Raw genomic sequence first — 17,082 nt, forward strand, 5'->3', positions numbered from 1 at the left:
CAGCAGCATCAATCGGTTAAAGGAGAAAAATGGCTTGGCCTAGCCCGCACGCTCGATGCGGATAACCTGCGGCTTGTCTGTGAGGTGGCCGTCCTTGGTGATGCCGTCGACAGCCTTGCGCACCGCTGCTTCCGTCGTCTCGTGGGTGACCAGGATCACCGTCTTTTGCGCGTCCGTCTCGCCGCTGACGGCATGCTGGACGATCGATTCCAGCGAAATGTCATTGTCGGCCATGCGCTTGGCAATCGCGGCAAAGACGCCGATGCGGTCGTGCACGGTCAGCCGGATGAAATAGCCGCCGGCATGGCTGCGCATCTGCGCCTTCTTGTAGGGGCGCAGTTCCTTGGCCGGCAGGCCGAACACCGGACCGTGCTGGAAGCCCGGCCGGCTCTTTGCGATGTCGGCGATATCGCCGACCACGGCGGACGCGGTGGCGTTGCCGCCGGCACCGGGGCCGGAGAGCAGCAGCTCGCCCAGAATGTCGGTTTCGATGGCCACCGCATTGGTGACGCCATGCACCTGTGCGATCACCGACGCGGTCGGCACCATGGTCGGGTGCACTCGCTGCTCGATGCCGCTGTCGGTGCGCTGCGCGACGCCGAGCAATTTTATCCGGTAGCCAAGGTCGCCCGCGGCGCGGATATCGGCCTGGCTGATATTGGAAATGCCTTCCATGTAGATGTCGTTGGCGGCGATCTTGGTGCCGAAGGCCAGGCTGGTCAGGATCGACAATTTATGCGCCGTGTCATGGCCCTCGATATCGAAAGTCGGATCGGCTTCGGCGTAGCCCAGCCGTTGCGCGTCCTTCAGGCACTCGTCGAAGGAGATGCCCTCGGCCTCCATGCGGGTCAGGATGTAGTTGCAGGTGCCGTTCAGGATGCCGAAGACGCGGGTGACCGAATTGCCGGCCATCGCCTCGCGCATCGTCTTGATGACCGGGATGCCGCCGGCAACTGCCGCCTCGTAGTTGAGCAGCACGCCCTTCTTCTCGGCGATTTCGGCAAGCGCCACGCCGTGCTTGGCCAACAGCGCCTTGTTGGCGGTGACGACGTGGCGCCCAGCCTCAAGTGCTGCCTTGACCGACGAACGCGCCGGGCCTTCATCGCCGCCGATCAACTCGACAAAGACGTCGATGTCGGCGGTCTGCGCCATCTTCACCGGATCATCGAACCATTTGGCGGCGCTGAGGTCGACGCCACGGTCGCGCTTGGCATTGCGAGCCGAAACAGCGGTGACGATGACATCGCGTCCGCACTGGCGCGTCAGTTCCGCTGCCTTGTCGCGCAGCACGCGCGCCACCGAGGCACCGACAGTACCCAGACCCGCAATTCCAACACGCAACGCTTCAGCCATGCCCGGCGACGCCCCTCAAAAAATCTACTCGAATAAGATGTGCGGCGACTTTAGCGATGCGCGGCGAGCGGCACCACATTGTTCGGCTGCTTGGCGCTGGACGCCAGGAAGCGCTTGATGTTGCGCGCCGCCTGCCGGATCCGGTGCTCGTTCTCGACCAGCGCGATGCGGACATGATCGTCGCCATGCTCGCCAAAGCCGATGCCCGGCGCCACCGCCACGTCGGCGTGCTCGATCAGGAGCTTGGAAAACTCAAGCGAGCCGAGATGCTTGAACGGCTCCGGGATCGGCGCCCAGGCGAACATCGAGGCAGCCGGTGCCGGAATGGTCCAGCCGGCGCGGCTGAAGGCATCTACCATGACGTCGCGGCGCTTCAAATAGACCTCGCGAACTTCGGCGATGTCAGCGCCGTCGCCATTCAGCGCATGCGCCGCCGCCACCTGGATCGGCGTGAAGGCGCCGTAATCGAGATAGGACTTCACCCGCGTCAACGCCGAGATCAGCCGCTCATTGCCGACGGCGAAGCCCATGCGCCAGCCAGGCATGGAGAAGGTCTTCGACATCGAGGTGAACTCGACGCAGACATCGATGGCGCCCGGCACCTGCAGCACCGAAGGCGGCGGATTGCCGTCGAAATAGATCTCCGAATAGGCAAGGTCCGACAGGATGATGATGTCGTTCTTCTTGGCGAAGGCGACCACGTCCTTGTAGAAATCGAGCGAGGCGACCAGCGCCGTCGGGTTCGACGGATAGTTGAGGATCAATGCCAGCGGCTTCGGGATCGAATGACGGACACCGCGCTCGAGCGCCGGGATGAAGCCGTCATCCGGCTCGACCTGCAGCGAACGGATGACGCCGCCCGACATGATGAAGCCGAAAGCATGGATCGGATAGGTCGGGTTGGGGCACAGGATCACGTCGCCCGGCGCGGTGATCGCCTGCGCCATATTGGCGAAGCCTTCCTTCGAACCGAGCGTCGCCACCACCTGCGTGTCGGGATTGAGCTTCACGCCGAAGCGGCGCTGATAATAGGCGGCCTGGGCGCGGCGCAGACCTGGGATGCCGCGGGAGGAGGAATAGCGATGCGTGCGCGGATCGCGCACCACTTCGCACAATTTGTCGACGATCGCCTTCGGCGTCGGCAGGTCCGGATTGCCCATGCCAAGGTCGATAATGTCGGCGCCGCGCGAACGGGCGCTGGCCTTCAGCCGGTTGACCTGCTCGAACACGTAGGGCGGAAGCCGGCGGACCTTGTGAAATTCTTCCATGTCAGTTCCAGACGATTTAAGATTGGCTTTAGCACAGTTGGCTTGGCTAGGCGCCTTTGGCAAAGACCGCTTTCGGCGCGCGATATAGCCTTATTTGCAGGTAGGGTCGAGGGCGGGATCGCATTTGGCTTCGATCTGCTTCAGCGTGTCCTTGCCATGGTTCTTCGCCAGCGAGTTCAGCGCCGCCGGGCTGGTGGACGGGGCACCGCCGCCGCCCTTGGCCACTTGCCCCTGCTGTTCGCCCTTCAACTGGGCAAGCTTGGCCTGCGTCTCCTCAGGGGTGAGTTGCCTTGCCGCCACCTGCGGCGGGATGTTGAGATTGGGATAAGAGCCGGTGTCCTGCGCGCCCTGCGTCAGGCCGACATTCATCCCGTTGCCGGTATTGGCGCTCGTGCAGCCACTTGCCGCCAGCAGCCCTGGCGCCAGACAGGCGATTGCAACCGCGACGCGGCAAAAGCGGCCTGCCCCCGAAAAAATGGTCTTGCCGGTGTTAATCGTCATATTGTTTTCCTGGCAGCCGGGGTACAGCGCATTGGACCCGGTCAGATGTCCCATGATAATATGTCAAGAAAACGCCTCGGGAGGAACCCCGCGAGCCATGTCCAAAACACCTGATTCGAGCAAAGCGGAAGATGATCAATCTTCGACCGTCGAGCAATATCTGGTGAAAGACCCGGAACGCTTCGCGTTGAACATGGCGCGCATGGTCGAGCAGGCCGGCAAAGCCGCCTCCGCCTGGGCCGAGCCGCGCGAAAAGGGCGAGGTGCGCGATCATGTCGCCGAACCCGTGGTCGACATGGTAAAAACCTTTTCCAAGCTCAGCGAATATTGGCTGGCCGACCCGCAACGCGCGCTGGAAGCGCAGACGCGACTGTTCGCCGGCTACATGACGGTCTGGGGCAACGCCATCCAGAAGGTTAGCCCGAATGCCGAGGCGCCCGAAGATGCGGTCAAGCCCGAGCGCGGCGACAAGCGTTTTCAAGACCCCGAATGGGGTCGCAACGCTTTCTTCGATTTCCTCAAACAGGCCTATCTCGTCACCTCGCGCTGGGCGGCCGACCTGGTCGAGCACGCCGAAGGCCTCGACGATCACACCCGCCATAAGGCCAGCTTCTACGTCAAGCAGGTGTCCAATGCCATCTCGCCGTCGAACTTCATCCTGACCAATCCGGAGCTGTTTCGAGAAACCGTTGCCTCGAATGGCGAAAACCTGGTGCGCGGCATGAAGATGCTGGCCGAAGACATCGCCGCCGGCAAGGGCGACCTGAAGCTGAGACAAGCTGACTATTCGCCCTTCGAGATCGGCAAGAACGTCGCGACATCTCCCGGCAAGGTGGTCGGGCGCAGCGATGTCGCCGAAATCATCCAGTACGATCCGACGACGGAGACGGTGCTCAAGCGCCCGCTGCTGATCTGCCCGCCCTGGATCAACAAGTTCTACATCCTCGATCTCAACCCGCAAAAGTCCTTCATCCGCTGGGCGATCGAGCAAGGCCATACCGTGTTCGTCATCTCCTGGATCAATCCCGACGAGCGGCACGGCGCCAAGGGCTGGGAAGCTTACATACGGGAAGGCCTGCAATACGGCCTCGACACGATCGAGAAGGCGACCGGCGAGAAAGAGGTCAACGCCATCGGCTATTGCGTCGGCGGCACGCTGCTGGCGGCCGCACTCGCACTGCTGGCACAGGAAGGCGACAACCGCATCAAATCGGCGACCTTCTTCACCACGCAGGTCGACTTCACCCATGCCGGCGACCTGAAAGTCTTCGTCGACGAGGACCAGGTGGCAGCGGTCGAGAAATCGATGAACGAAAAGGGCTACCTCGACGGCACCAAGATGGCGACCGCTTTCAACATGCTGCGCTCGGGCGACCTGATCTGGCCTTATGTCATCAACAATTACATGCGCGGCAAGGATCCCCTTCCCTTCGACCTGCTCTACTGGAACGCCGATTCCACCCGCATGGCGGCCGCCAACCACTCCTTCTACCTGCGCAACTGTTATCTCGAGAACAATCTGACGCGTGGCGTGATGGAACTCGCCGGCCGCACTTTGTCGCTGGCCGACGTCACCATCCCGGTTTACAACCTGGCGTCGAAGGAAGATCACATCGCGCCGGCCCTTTCCGTGTTTCTCGGCTCGCAATATTTCGGCGGTGAGGTCGAGTTTGTGATGGCTGGTTCCGGCCACATTGCCGGTGTCGTCAACCCGCCGGCAGCCAAGAAATACCAGTACTGGACCGGCGGCAAACCGACAGGCGATTTTGACCAGTGGCTCGCCTGCGCGGTGGAGCATCCCGGCTCCTGGTGGACGCATTGGCAGCACTGGATCGAGACCCAGGACGACACCCTCGTTCCGGCCCGCAAACCGGGCAAGCACATGAAAACCCTGGGTGATGCCCCCGGCACCTATGTGAAGGTGCGTGTGTAACGGCCGGCACCTTTTGCAGGTGCCTGTGTGTAACGGAATGTAATGTCTGGTGAGTTGACGAGCCGGCAAAACGGGGCGAAATGGTGTCGTCAACCTTCAAGAAGCCTCAATTGGCCTCCAACGAGCAAATAATTCAGAGGCTTGCAGAATTGACACAAGTCTCGTTTCCGGTTTGGGAACACAAGGCATTGGATGTGAACGTTTCGACGCCGCACCAATAGCAGGCCGACCGGACACCGAGGGGGAATTTAGTTTTGAAATCAGTAGGATCGCGTCTCGCGGGGAGAGAAGGTCGCACTATAGCGGCAGCGCTTTTCTCCGTGCTTCTGGCGTCCTGCACCTCCGCCAGCGACCCCACAATGTCCGTCGGCATGCCTGGCTACAACGCGACCGCTTCTGACATCGCCGCGGCTTCCGGCGCCAGCCCTGCGGCGCCGGGCGATTCGACCGTGCAGGTCACATCCACCGGGCCGCAGATGATGATGACGGCAGCGGGCGATGCGACACTGCCCGAGCAGGTCGCCTATGTGCCGGTGGCCAAGCCCGGCACCGGCTTCCCGGTCAATGTTCCCGCCGGCTCCGAAACCATTGTCGGCCAGACGCCGCAGTCGCTGCAGCAGTCAGCACAGACCGCGGCCGCAACGGACGCCGTGGCGCAGAAGATCGCCGCCGCCGATGCCGGCGTGACCGCGCCGAAACCGACTGCCGCGGCACCCGCGCCCGGCGAGGTCTACGTGACCGCCGCGCCCCAGCAGATCGACACGCCGAAGAAGGGCTTCCTGGCCTCACTGTTCAGCACCACGCCAACCTCGGCGGCACCTGCTCCGCTGGTCAACTCGCGCTCGGGCGAACAGCCTGCGGTTGCTGCCCAGAAGGCCGCCCCGGCAAAGCCGATCATCACGTTGGCCTCAGCCAGTTCGGCCGACAAGCCCTTGCAGCTTGCCTCGCTTGGCAACGAGAGCAACCACATCACCGGCAGCGATGCCTTGCCCGGCGTGCGCCAGACGGCGCTGTTCGAGATCAAGCGCAAATCCGGCCTCGACGACGAAAGCGACGTCGACCTGAACGAGGACGAGGGTTCGGGCGGCGCCTATCAGGTGGCTTCCGCCGCCGGCCTCGCCCGGCTGGCGCCCAACGGCCTGTTGAAGCAAAACGAGAGCGTCGACGTCGCCTGCCTGAAGCCGTCGCTGGTGCGTGTGCTGAAGACCATCGAAGGCCATTACGGCCGCAAGATGATGGTCACATCAGGCTACCGCGACCCGGCCCGCAACCGGCGCGCCAACGGCGCCAAGAATTCGCTGCACATGTATTGCGCCGCCGCCGACATCCAGGTTCCCGGCGTCTCCAAATGGGAACTGGCGAGCTACATCCGAACCATGCCCGGCCGCGGCGGCGTCGGCACCTACTGCCATACCGAATCCGTTCACGTCGACGTCGGCCCCGAGCGCGACTGGAACTGGCGCTGCCGCCGGCGGGGGTAGCATCCCCATTCGGCAAACGGGCCGAGGGCTGTTAGCAGCCCGCCGTTTTTTCCGATTAGCTATCAGCGACGTTCGAGATTAGCCGAGGCACCCGCGACTTCGTCATCCTATGGCGAAGCAAGGAGCGCAGCGACGCAGCGCAGACCAAGGATGACGACTGCGCGGCGCGTTCATCCAAAGATGTGCAACGACGCGAGGCCAGAAACCTGCGCTGGCTCACCAAACTGGCTTTTCTTGCCCCTCTTGAAAAAAGTTTCCGCATCTTGCGGCTGATGGGTTGCCGGTTGGCAACAACGCAATTATAAGCCGCTTCGTCTGAGCGCGCCCATCGTCTAGCGGTTAGGACACCGCCCTTTCACGGCGGTAACAGGGGTTCGATTCCCCTTGGGCGTACCAGCAAAATCAATCACTTACTGTGGTTTTGTTCGGATACATCAAATATCCGTCGAATATACGCCTGCGAACAGCGGCGAACAGATTCGGCCGAATCCGGCTCCCCTCACCCACCAAACCGTGAAAATGGAAAGGACCGTGCCATGGTTCTGAGCGATCTCCTGTTTTTCTCGCCCGTGATCCTAGGCGGCGTCGGCATGATCCTTTCGAAGCTGCCCGACATAATCGACGCCATCACCGGCGATGATCAAGCGCCCTTCGAACGTTTCATGATGGATGCCGGCCGGCGCGGCCTCACCTATTCGGATTCGATGCGCGAACTCGATATCCGGACGATCTTCGCCCGGCTTCGCCGCGAGGCCAGCGACGCCGTCGCCATCGATATCCAGAATTGGAAACCCATCTTGGACTCCGCAGTAGAGCGCTGCCTTCGGGATAACCCAGAGCATGCCCGCGAACTTATGGGGATGATAGCGGGGCTATCGTATAGCCACATCCTTTACGAGGCCGAGGCCGCCATGGTCGACGACACCTTCAAGGACTTTCGCCGGCGGCGTAGCGGCTTCACCGTAGACCAGAAAGCGGCGTTGCGCGTAGCCAGAATATGAGCTGCAGCCAAAACTCTTCCCTATTTTGAGTTTGCTGCTCCAAGGCGAAGCGTCACGTCATTGTGCCATCCTTCCGGATGGTCAATGGTTGCCAGTAGGACGCCGCCATCAGGCGTTTTGGCGACAGTCGATCGATCATCACCTTGAACGACAGATTCCGGAAACCGCCTCCTGATCTGGCGCACAGCGTCGATAAATGTCATTCGTTCGGTCCCTTCAATTGGTGACTGCCAAAAGCGCCGCTCAAAATACTAGTTTAGGTCCTCAATGGCACGTTCGAAATTACGACTTTTTGCAGCGGGTCCGGAACACTTTCCTTTTGCAAAAAATGTACGAACTCGCGTTGAAGACTAGCCGCATCAGGGCCAGGTCCAATTATTATTCGAACCAAAAGGTCCGGAAGTGTCGCGCCGAAGAATCCCTCATCGGGGTAATCCCTCATTGGTATCTTGAATATCCGTTGAGGCGCACCGCTGATGACCTTCGTATCCTCAACCATTCGTTCCGAAGGTTCAAAGGTTGGCTGGTAGACGACCCGCCACTCTCGCTCCTCATAGAATGAAGGGTGCTTGGTGCATATAATCGCGTATCTGAATGCCGCGAAAAGGTGGTTGAAAACGCGGTCTCTGCCTTTCCCCCTTAAGAAATCCAGATTGCCGATTATGTTCGCGACCATCTTGCTGAACTCGTTGTTAAAATCGTCCTGATCCAGGTATGCCACCGGGCTGGAATAAGCTCCCACGGCATCGGAGGGCCTCAAGAGCGGTCCACCGTTTATCACGAACGCAATGGGTGAACTTCCTTTCCCGTAGGCCCTCCACATTGAAAGCCTTCCAATTTTGTCTTCCTTTGGCAGTTTCTCCGTTAGACAGGCGATATATGTCTCTTGCTGCCAATGGTCGATCCAGGACGAGAAAATGCGTTCAAACTCTTCTGTGAACCCAGGCCATTCAGCGTTCAACGCCTCTCTCAAATCCTTCCCTCTATCCCCATTGTAGGCGCCTACAAGAAGTGCCGTTCCGTAGCGGATTTCTGAGAGGTCATTCATCCATGTGGTATTCCTAAGCCAGACCTCTTTGTTCTGGATCATGGACAGGCCAGCATTGCCGTCGCAGTAATGGACAAATTCCTGCCCGCATTCGATCGCCGCTATCGTCTTTTCACTCGCATAAGGGAAGAAAATCATCGCTTCTCGAATTGCGTCCGGGTCGAGTCCTATCATTTCTCGCCTCCTAGAATGCCGGCCCGAATCGCGCCGGCCTTTTGAGATGGTCGAATCAAATCAGATAAATCTCTCGGCGTCCGCACGGCGCTTCAATCAGAGACAATGCGGGATCTTGCTGACGCACTATGGGGCTGCGCCTGACATGGCAGCGTTGCTCGAAATCGTTGAGAACCCGCCCGTTCGCATCCTTCAACGTTGAATCGCTGAGAACCCGTTGAACAGAGTCAGATTGCTCGTCCGAGAAATAGGGCTTATGGCCGCTTGTAGGCCCTTTTGATCAAGAGACGTTTTATCCGGCCATCGTTGGCAAGCACCTCGGTTGCCACGATATCAACCATGCTGGGGACGTTGTTGACGTAGGAATCTAAGCTATGGCTCAAGGCGGCATAAGTGCCTTGATCCAACCCCTTCTCAACGAAGAACGGGACCGTCTTCCCCACTTCAGGAAGATATAGCCGTCCGTTTCCAGAATTGGCGTTGAATGCTCCAATGCTGACTGTCTTGGTCAGCTCCTCGCCGAACAAGTCAGCATTCACATATGCCTTAGTCAGATGATCTAGGGTGACTAACGGAGTGTAACCCTTGCGGATCACAAGCGTTTCAGCGCCTTCGCCTATCACCGCGTGAGCTCGCTTCATCGAAGGTTCTATTTTGTCCACGAGAGCTTCTCGATCGCCAGACGGCAAACCGTTGAGCCAACGCTCTTCCTTCGTTGTAACGCGGTTTATGATGCCGCATACTTCCTTGACACTGGTCACTATTAGCGAGTTCGCCATCTGGCCGATCGTCCCGACAGCATAAGAGCCAAGGATAGTCGTCATCCAGAGGTTATTTGGCTCCGTGGCAACCACCCATAGATCGGTGATAAAACTGCCCTGCCGTGCGGGAGATATAAAAACTCGAACCTTTGGCGAGAGTTCCCCTCTTGTGCGGATTGCACCAGTGGCGACGTAATGTGCGAGCAACGAAACTGACCAGGACACCCCTTCTAAAGAAGAAGACCCCTCATGCGCCGGCAAGCGATTGTTGTCGGCATCTCCACCCTCAAAAATCAACTTGTACCGTAGTTCCAAAGACATCCGCAGCCCCCCAATGTCGCCTTATGCCACATCGACCTGCGGAGTGTCACAGGAAAAGTAGGGAACGCCAGAAGCCGGTGAGCCCTTCGATTCTCGGGCAGTAACGATCAGCGCGGTGTCGCCCGAAGTTTGTCGGCGAGCTCGCGGATCGACAATATCCACACGGCCATATCTGAGCGCAGACAGCAATTAACAGAGATCGGGAAACCGCGCCGCGTCCTTAAGGCACGTAGCCCTCGCAGATTGGCAGAAAGACGCTGCCGGATCGTATCCTGACTGTTTGCAGAGTAGGATCGTCCGTTCCAGCACGATGTGATCAAACTCATCCTTTTTAGCCTGCTTTTCAGATACCGAACTTCGGTAGGCACCTGACGCTGATGTCCAGACGAACTCGGCGACGAAAATTGCGGCCGCGAGGCCAACTAATGCGAAAACGAGATTTTTCATGTGGTCTCCCCTTTGACCAGATCGGGGAGTTGAGAAGCCTTCAGGTGGAAGGCCGCATACGCCTTTAGGCTTTCGCCCTGGACATACACGTATGCCTCCCCGACCTTGGTCGGAGAGTGCGGATATCGGCAGCACTGGTGCCGCCACCTGACGGGGTTCTCACGCCCTGAGCGTTCGCTCAATAGCGTTATAGAGGTCGTTGACGCCTCTGCCAATGGCAAGGCGATAGCTGCCTTTTGGTGCGTTGTTCGAACTGGCGAGCCGCAAGGTTCAGCCTAAAGCTCACAAGGTTTACCATCCTTGTGACAATCCAGCTTTCGCGCCAAAGAACAATTCTGCAAATACCAGTTGGCTTTGTTGCAAGAGCCGGTCTGATCTGGCGCGTGCTGCGGGGCGGATGAGCGAAAGCCGCGCTGCAGGGGGAGTGGAGCGGGGTGGCGCTCCAGCAATAGTCGATGCACTCCAACTTCTCAAATATTTAACGATCGTGTGCAAATCTGTTGCCGGGGACGCAAGCTATGAATGAGCTTCACTTCGGCGATAATCTTGACGTGCTGCGAGGTATGTCAGCAGAGTCAATTGATTTGATCTACCTGGATCCACCTTTCAATTCCAACGCAAATTATAATGTTCTTTATGGAACGAAGCGGGGCGGTCCTTCCCAAGCTCAGTCCCATGCGTTCGAAGACACATGGAAATGGGGACGCGATGCGCAGCGCGCAATTGATGAGACAGCCGAGAGACATCTTGAAGCGGGGTCTCTCCTAGACGCGTTCCAAAAGGTTTTTGGAAACAGCAACATGATGGCGTATCTGGCCATGATGACCGTGCGATTGATCGAGATGCGTCGCGTGCTGAATTCGACGGGTTCGCTATATTTGCACTGTGACCCGACAGCGAGCCACTATTTGAAATTGATTCTAGATGCGATTTTTGGACCAGACCGATTCCAGAACGAGATTATCTGGAAGAGACACAGCGCGCACAACAGCGCAAAACGCTACGGACCGGTTCACGATGTGCTGTTTTTCTATAGCAAAAGCGGCCTCTTTACGTGGACGAACCCTCGCACCGACTATGCCGAGGACTACCTCGATAAATACTATAAATATCAGGACGGGGATGGCCGCTTGTATTGGCGCAATAGCCTGACCGCCGCCGGCACGCGCCAAGGCTCGTCTGGTCAAGCATGGCGCGGGTATGACCCGGCCGCCAAGGGTGCGCATTGGAAGTTTACGACCGAGAATCTTGAGGCTCTTGACGCTGCGAGCAAACTCTATTGGCCGCCCGGTGGCGGCTGGCCGCAGATCAAGAGATATCGCGATGAGTTGAAGGGGTTGGCCGTCAGCGACATTTGGGATGACATTGATAAGATCAACCCTGCCGGCAATGAACGTCTGGGCTACTCGACACAAAAGCCGCTAGCGCTGCTGGAGCGCATTATTCTGGCTTCCTCCAATAAAGGCGACGTTGTTTTGGATCCGTTTTGTGGGTGTGGGACCGCGATCGAGGCCTCAGAGACGTTAGGAAGAAAATGGATTGGAATAGATGTTACCTATTTAGCAATTCACGTCATCGAAGGTCGGCTCGTTAAATCATTCGGCGCTAGGATCAAAGACAGGTACAAAATCTTTGGACGACCAAGGGATGCAAATGACGCGAGAGCGCTGGCCGGTCGAGATTGGTTGGAGTTTCAGAAGTGGGCCGTTTTCTCACTCGGCGGCATTCCTAAGGATCGCCCCGGTGCAGACGGTGGGATTGACGGAATCATCCGGTATCACCGTGTCGGGATTGAGCAGCCAAATCGAGCTGTTGTCTCCGTGAAGGGTGGGTTGCATGTCGGCGTCGATGCAATTCATAAGCTTAAGTCTGTCGTGCAGCGCGAAGGCGCAGAGATTGGCGTTCTGGTATGTCTTGATCCTCCAACTCCGGCGATGGTGAAGGAAGCCGCTTCGGAACGAGATGTCGGTCCCGCTTCTAAACGGGTTGCAAAGTTGCAAATTCTTACCGTTGACATGCTCTTTCGAACCAATCCTGTTGATTTGCCCGGCATGATCGACATGCCTGAGGCTGGACGCCAATCAGTATCTGCAGCGCCGAAGAAATCGCGCAAAAGGGCTGAAGGGCAGACAGAAATGTTGTTCCCGATTGATGGCAAGCAAGCTAGCGAGCCATCTAGCCGATTATCAAAGAACCGCCCGATCAGAGCTGTTGAGGTCGAGGTGACCCGCTCGGACAACAGAAAGGCGAAGGCCTAACTGCCCCCAAGACCTCCGCCACTCGTTGACCTATGCCGGGGCGATCCCGGCGCACTCCAGACCAATTGCCCGCCGGCGATGCTGGCGGGCTTTTTGCGTGAGCCGGGAACATTCCCGCTCCGAGGCTGTTCGGTCGCACCCGGCTCGTTCTTCAGCGATTCCTGCCGGTGACCAAGATGTCCTCTCCACTCGTCATGGTCGGCCCGCGCAGCCTCGGAAGCAGGCGCGGGCCATTCCTGCACAAGCCCGCTAACCCCCGTCGGCGGGCTTTTCATCGTTCCACGTCACTGCTGTGTTGTCGGTGCGCTACCGCTTCTTTGAATGCGCGTGCTGCTGCATCGCAAGCGACACGTGAGGAGCCGTTCACGGACAGGATGATTTCGGCTGCCTTCACGGTCAAACCGTGTTTCTCGGCGAACTCTGCGGCTGTGTACGCGCGTTGGGCTTTTTCACTACTCCGCATTTCTGACTCGATATGCCGCTTCCGCCTCGTGTAAGCTCTGGCGGGTCCGTTGCAGGGTGTGGTGCATGCTCGCCAAAAGGCTAATGGCGTCGATCGTTGGACTGCCTTCGTGATTCAGCAAACCAACGACTATATCTTGCTTGGAAACGATGCTCTGGTTGTGAGCGAGTTGGCCCATCAAATAAATGAGCCGGATTTCTGCCGGTGTCGGCATGGGCCTTCTCCCTGGTCGGGCGAAAGCCTGATGATCGCTCCCAAGCGCCTCGTGCCTGTTTGTTTTTGGTTTTTCGAGGCGACCGCAACAGTGTGCGCTCGTTAGCAGGCAATGGCAACCGGCCAGGGCAATTGCAGCATCGATGGTGGCCGCCGGCCGCCCTGACCGAACTTGCGGGCCAATTCCTCCTAGGTTGACGACGGACTATCGGTAGCAATTTTTACAATTTTCAATTTGGCTGGAAACCCTTTCTACCCGCCAGCGTTGAATTAGCACGGCTGCATTCAAGCAGTTTGTCCTAGGAGGAATTTCGATGAATTCCAAAATGATCATTCTCGGCGCGACATTTGCCCTTATGACCGGATCGGCCTTTGCCGGCAGTTCCACTGGCACGTCTGCGCTCGACGATCCTGCAAAAATGTCTCCTTTCTTCACGGACAGCAGCATGAAGACCATGAAGTCTGAGGCCGAAGCGAAAACCGCTTGGTCGGCTATGTCTCAGGAGGACAAGGACGCGGTGATGAAGGACTGCGCTGACGCAGATATTGCGAAGGCCCATGAAAATTTCTGCAAAGCTGCGATGATGATGGGAAAATAGGCCAGTGAGCCCGCTGGCCTTGGTCGGCGGGTTTTTTGCATCTGGCGCCGAAACTTATCTTCGCATGCCTGTCACAACGAGCCATGCGGTTTCCGTGCTCGGTCTCCGCACTTCAGGGTCGCTGAACCCTGCATCTCGCAAGGCAGCAATGACCTCATCCGGCTCGCGAGGTGTAAAAATATCGGCCGGCATGTTCATCCGATCCATATGCGCCTTCGGGAGGAAGCCCAGCACGACGCGACCGCCTGGTTTGAGGACGCGAGCGAGCTCTGCGGATCCAGCTCTAAGGCTTTGCCAGAAGTACACTGTGTGGACGCTGAGAGCCTTGTCGAATGTGCTATCCGGCAAGGGCAAGTCCTCGACTAGCCCGACTCGGAACTCGGCTCGTCCGGCGCGCACTGCATCGGCGAACCGGCGGCAGGCAGCGTTCACGACATCCTGCGAGCGATCCACACCGCAAACGAATGCTGCCCCACGGAGAAGTTGCGGCAGTAAAACTGCGCCGCCGAAACCGACCTCCACGGCACGATCTTCCGGGACCAGTCGCAATTCATTGAGAGCGTAGCCATTGAGCCGAGCATTCCCCCGGTTCATGCCAGCCCGGACCAGCCAGCCGCCGATTCCGGTCGGCCAGGACAGTTGTTTCGCTATAAACCGTGGCGCCATCCGATCCCACCTGTTCATAAGGCGCTCGTCGGTGGCAACTCGCGCAGACCGGATCAGCCGCCTGTATTGCACCTCATTATCCGACGAGAATCCCGAGCTTATCAAGTCGTGCTTGGATTGGCGCCAATTCTCCCGATGACGCCTATCGGTTCCGCCTTTCGAAGGCTGAAGACAGCAACGGTCGGCCCGTGCTTTCCTTCCTGGGGTGCGGGCCGCGTCGCCTAGCCTTTGCGCGAGCCGGTGATGATGGACGCGAATTTGTTGCTGCTGCGGGCCACACCTACCATTTGGCGGAGCTCTTCGCATAGCTCTCTCGCGTCTTGGCGCGAACTCTCGCAGCGATAGCGCAGGATTGTAGCCTGCTCAGTCAAGGTGTCCCGAATGTCGTTCAATTCGGCCAGCTTCCGTTCGATTGGAGTCATCCAGGCACCATGCGCCTAGAAGCGGCCGCGCGCAAACGCTGGTTCGATAGCCGATGCCCAGTTGGGTTGTGCTGCGCTCTTAGGCGTCGAATTCCAGCGGCTGGTGCTCGGGACGGTCTCCCCGTTGCGCGCAGTGTGGCGCGCATAGAAATGCTCCTTCTCCCAGTCAGGGTCATGTGGCTTGCCGGAAATGGGCGGTCCGAGGTCGGCCATTCTGGTCATGCCCGACCGAACCCGCCGCAGCGGCAAAGAGTTTCCGGAAAGGCGTGCCTGTTGTCCGATCGCCCGCTCGCATTTTCGTACCATCTATTCCCGACTTCCATTAGCATCCCTCATGGCAACTCTGCGGTACGGCGTAAGGCGGGAACCGGATGGGACATGGACGGTGTTCGACGTGTTCACCGGGCTGCCGGCTATTTTAGCGGGCCACCCATCTGTCGACCTTCCCGACATGGAGTATGCCGAAGAGCTGGCGGCCATCCTGAATGCCAACGACCTGTAGCAGAGGCTATCGGGAGGTTCCCCCGGAGGGCTCGCCTGACTGAGGTGGCATGACAAGATAGCCATTCGCCAGCCTTCGTACTGCCCATCCAAGATGGTTCGTCCGATCCGAAAGCATCTGTTTATTGAAATCCCAACTACCAAGGTCTTAAATCGGCTTGCCATTGCTGTTTGTAGGGAGGATGCGGTGGACAACGTGGTGCCAATCCGAAAGGCGTTGCCTCGCGTGGAAGTTGTCCGAGCCAGTGGCGAATGGGTCGTTCGCATCATTGAAACTGACCAGGAAATTACACGATCATTTGGCTGGAATCGTTCGCCCTGTCCTTCGCGAAAGGCCAGCGGATACGCCTGCATCTCGACACGGTTGTGCGGCTTTAGCTGACTTCGATCAGCGAGTTTTTTGTTTGAGGTGTGGAAGGGGGCGGCGATGAGGCTGTCGCATGGCAATGTGCCTCGCCATTGAGTAAAACTCGTATAACATTCTTTATTGCAGCGAGGGCTTCGGCCGGCTTATTAATGTGGCGTTTACCATTGCCTTTTTGGGAGGATGTGATGGTTACAACGCCCATAGATATCGCTCGCGCGGCCGCTGCGACTACGACGGCCACCTTGCTGAGGTGGCAGAAGTCCATGGCGGAACCCGGCACGTTTCGCCAGAACATGGATCAATCGCGCAGGGCGATCCAAGCCTCACGCGAACTGCTGAAGCGCCTTCGGTCAACGTCATCGCCACGACAATAGCGTCGCGGACGCGCGCCGGGCCGGCGCCGAAGGGCATGAAGCGGGCGGCGACGCAATGGGTTCAGCCCGGGCATCATCGGCCGTGTGAAGCATCTTCGCGGGGAGGAGGATTTGCGACATGCCTCGCTGCAAGATTTCAAGAGGCGGATTAAGCGCGGAGCCCGTCCGAGCAACCGCTTTCACCGTGAAGGGCTATTATCTGTCTTGGTGGCTAAAGTGCCGACTGTGGGGTTCGTTGAATTTCCGATGGGATACCACGCAGCCTCGGGCGGATGACGCATTCGAACCATTGCCTCGCATCTTTTTAGCAGCTTCACATTCGGCCGAGGATCGTCTTCTTTGGAAAGCTCACGGAACCGTGCCTCTGCAGCTTCAAAGTCGCTATTTGACTCCTTGTCGATGTCTCCGTGGCGACGAATTCTGCTCACTAAGATGATCATATTGGCGTAATTGTCAGAGTGGCCGACATACAACCGAGTAAGTCTTTCCACTCGCTTGTTTAATTGAATTATAGGTTTTGCCACGGCGAGCAAGGCCGAAATGGTCGCTAATGCGCCCCAAATCCACGGCCCAAATGGCTTCAATGACCAGATGGTTAAGGCAGAAATGCCGCTGCCTGTTGTACCTAGCGCAATTAAAATTTCCAGCACATCATTGAATCGTTGAGTTGTTGCTAACGATCGTCCGTAGTACTCTTTATTCAGCGCACTTCGGCAAAGGAGGTTGTATATTTCTGTAAGTGTGTCGACAGATATCGGCACTCTAATTCACTCTGCACGGCGGCGGGCAAAATCCCCAAGGGCGCTCTTCTATTAACGGCCGATTGTAGCTCGGAACATCATGAAAAGAGTTGTTACCGCCGAAGATCGGTAGTTGAGGCGATGGTGCAAGTTGATATTGTTGAGACTGTTGCGGCGGATTTGGGTATTGA

15 protein-coding genes and 1 tRNA gene are annotated in these 17,082 nt (G+C 58.2%); 6 read left to right on the forward strand and 10 right to left on the reverse strand.

What is annotated here, in order from left to right; genetic code table 11:
- Positions 1–39: 39 nt before the first annotated feature.
- The 3 genes from NKJ80_RS14330 to NKJ80_RS14340 all read right to left on the reverse strand — a co-directional run bounded on the left by NKJ80_RS14330 (position 40) and on the right by NKJ80_RS14340 (position 3,122).
- A complete protein-coding gene (locus NKJ80_RS14330; RefSeq protein WP_352497767.1) occupies positions 40–1,353 on the reverse strand; it encodes a homoserine dehydrogenase in 1,314 nt (437 codons plus the stop codon).
- 50 nt (positions 1,354–1,403) lie between these two features.
- Positions 1,404–2,621: an LL-diaminopimelate aminotransferase gene (locus NKJ80_RS14335; RefSeq protein WP_023681615.1), complete on the reverse strand. Its 1,218-nt coding sequence runs from the start codon at positions 2,619–2,621 to the stop codon at positions 1,404–1,406.
- 90 nt (positions 2,622–2,711) lie between these two features.
- The gene (locus tag NKJ80_RS14340; RefSeq protein ID WP_023691128.1) at positions 2,712–3,122 is read right to left on the reverse strand and encodes a hypothetical protein; all 411 of its coding nucleotides are present in this window, start codon (positions 3,120–3,122) and stop codon (positions 2,712–2,714) included.
- Between the two features lie 97 nt (positions 3,123–3,219).
- On the opposite strand from NKJ80_RS14340, the gene phaC reads away from it, so the two are divergent.
- The 4 genes from phaC to NKJ80_RS14360 all read left to right on the forward strand — a co-directional run bounded on the left by phaC (position 3,220) and on the right by NKJ80_RS14360 (position 7,537).
- Positions 3,220–5,055, forward strand: a complete 1,836-nt coding sequence (gene phaC, locus NKJ80_RS14345) for a class I poly(R)-hydroxyalkanoic acid synthase (protein WP_352497768.1) — start codon at positions 3,220–3,222, stop codon at positions 5,053–5,055.
- A 359-nt stretch (positions 5,056–5,414) separates the two neighbouring features.
- Positions 5,415–6,536 carry a YcbK family protein gene (locus NKJ80_RS14350; RefSeq protein ID WP_023691126.1) on the forward strand — a complete coding sequence of 374 codons (1,122 nt, stop codon included), beginning with the start codon at positions 5,415–5,417 and terminating at the stop codon, positions 6,534–6,536.
- 321 nt (positions 6,537–6,857) lie between these two features.
- Positions 6,858–6,932, forward strand: a tRNA-Glu gene (locus tag NKJ80_RS14355).
- 140 nt (positions 6,933–7,072) lie between these two features.
- Entirely contained in the window at positions 7,073–7,537 is a 465-nt protein-coding gene (locus tag NKJ80_RS14360) for a hypothetical protein (protein ID WP_352497769.1), read from the forward strand.
- A 20-nt stretch (positions 7,538–7,557) separates the two neighbouring features.
- On the opposite strand, the gene NKJ80_RS14365 is transcribed toward NKJ80_RS14360, so the two are convergent.
- The 4 genes from NKJ80_RS14365 to NKJ80_RS14380 all read right to left on the reverse strand — a co-directional run bounded on the left by NKJ80_RS14365 (position 7,558) and on the right by NKJ80_RS14380 (position 10,288).
- On the reverse strand, positions 7,558–7,740 hold the full coding sequence (locus NKJ80_RS14365; protein ID WP_352497770.1) for a hypothetical protein: 183 nt from the start codon (positions 7,738–7,740) through the stop codon (positions 7,558–7,560).
- Between the two features lie 53 nt (positions 7,741–7,793).
- Complete coding sequence (locus tag NKJ80_RS14370) at positions 7,794–8,759, reverse strand: DUF2971 domain-containing protein (RefSeq protein WP_352497771.1); 966 nt, start codon at positions 8,757–8,759, stop codon at positions 7,794–7,796.
- 254 nt (positions 8,760–9,013) lie between these two features.
- Positions 9,014–9,841, reverse strand: a complete 828-nt coding sequence (locus NKJ80_RS14375; RefSeq protein WP_155929728.1) for a DUF7946 domain-containing protein — start codon at positions 9,839–9,841, stop codon at positions 9,014–9,016.
- 189 nt (positions 9,842–10,030) lie between these two features.
- Positions 10,031–10,288, reverse strand: a complete 258-nt coding sequence (locus tag NKJ80_RS14380) for a hypothetical protein (protein ID WP_023816223.1) — start codon at positions 10,286–10,288, stop codon at positions 10,031–10,033.
- Between the two features lie 518 nt (positions 10,289–10,806).
- Between NKJ80_RS14380 and NKJ80_RS14385 the strand changes: the two genes are divergently transcribed.
- Positions 10,807–12,546, forward strand: coding sequence for a DNA methyltransferase (locus NKJ80_RS14385; protein ID WP_352497772.1), 1,740 nt, complete (start codon positions 10,807–10,809; stop codon positions 12,544–12,546).
- Between the two features lie 452 nt (positions 12,547–12,998).
- On the opposite strand, the gene NKJ80_RS14390 is transcribed toward NKJ80_RS14385, so the two are convergent.
- The gene (locus NKJ80_RS14390) at positions 12,999–13,223 is read right to left on the reverse strand and encodes a hypothetical protein (protein ID WP_352497773.1); all 225 of its coding nucleotides are present in this window, start codon (positions 13,221–13,223) and stop codon (positions 12,999–13,001) included.
- A gap of 313 nt (positions 13,224–13,536) precedes the next feature.
- Between NKJ80_RS14390 and NKJ80_RS14395 the strand changes: the two genes are divergently transcribed.
- Complete coding sequence (locus NKJ80_RS14395; RefSeq protein ID WP_352497774.1) at positions 13,537–13,821, forward strand: hypothetical protein; 285 nt, start codon at positions 13,537–13,539, stop codon at positions 13,819–13,821.
- Positions 13,822–13,875: 54 nt separating this feature from the next.
- Here NKJ80_RS14395 and NKJ80_RS14400 read toward each other — a convergent pair whose 3' ends face one another.
- On the reverse strand, positions 13,876–14,487 hold the full coding sequence (locus NKJ80_RS14400; protein WP_352497775.1) for a class I SAM-dependent methyltransferase: 612 nt from the start codon (positions 14,485–14,487) through the stop codon (positions 13,876–13,878).
- Between the two features lie 1,843 nt (positions 14,488–16,330).
- A complete protein-coding gene (locus NKJ80_RS14405; RefSeq protein WP_352497776.1) occupies positions 16,331–16,912 on the reverse strand; it encodes a hypothetical protein in 582 nt (193 codons plus the stop codon).
- Between the last annotated feature and the right edge of the window lie 170 nt (positions 16,913–17,082).

Source organism: Mesorhizobium sp. M0030, from assembly GCF_040323695.1.
In the GTDB taxonomy this organism is placed as follows: Bacteria; Pseudomonadota; Alphaproteobacteria; order Rhizobiales; family Rhizobiaceae; genus Mesorhizobium.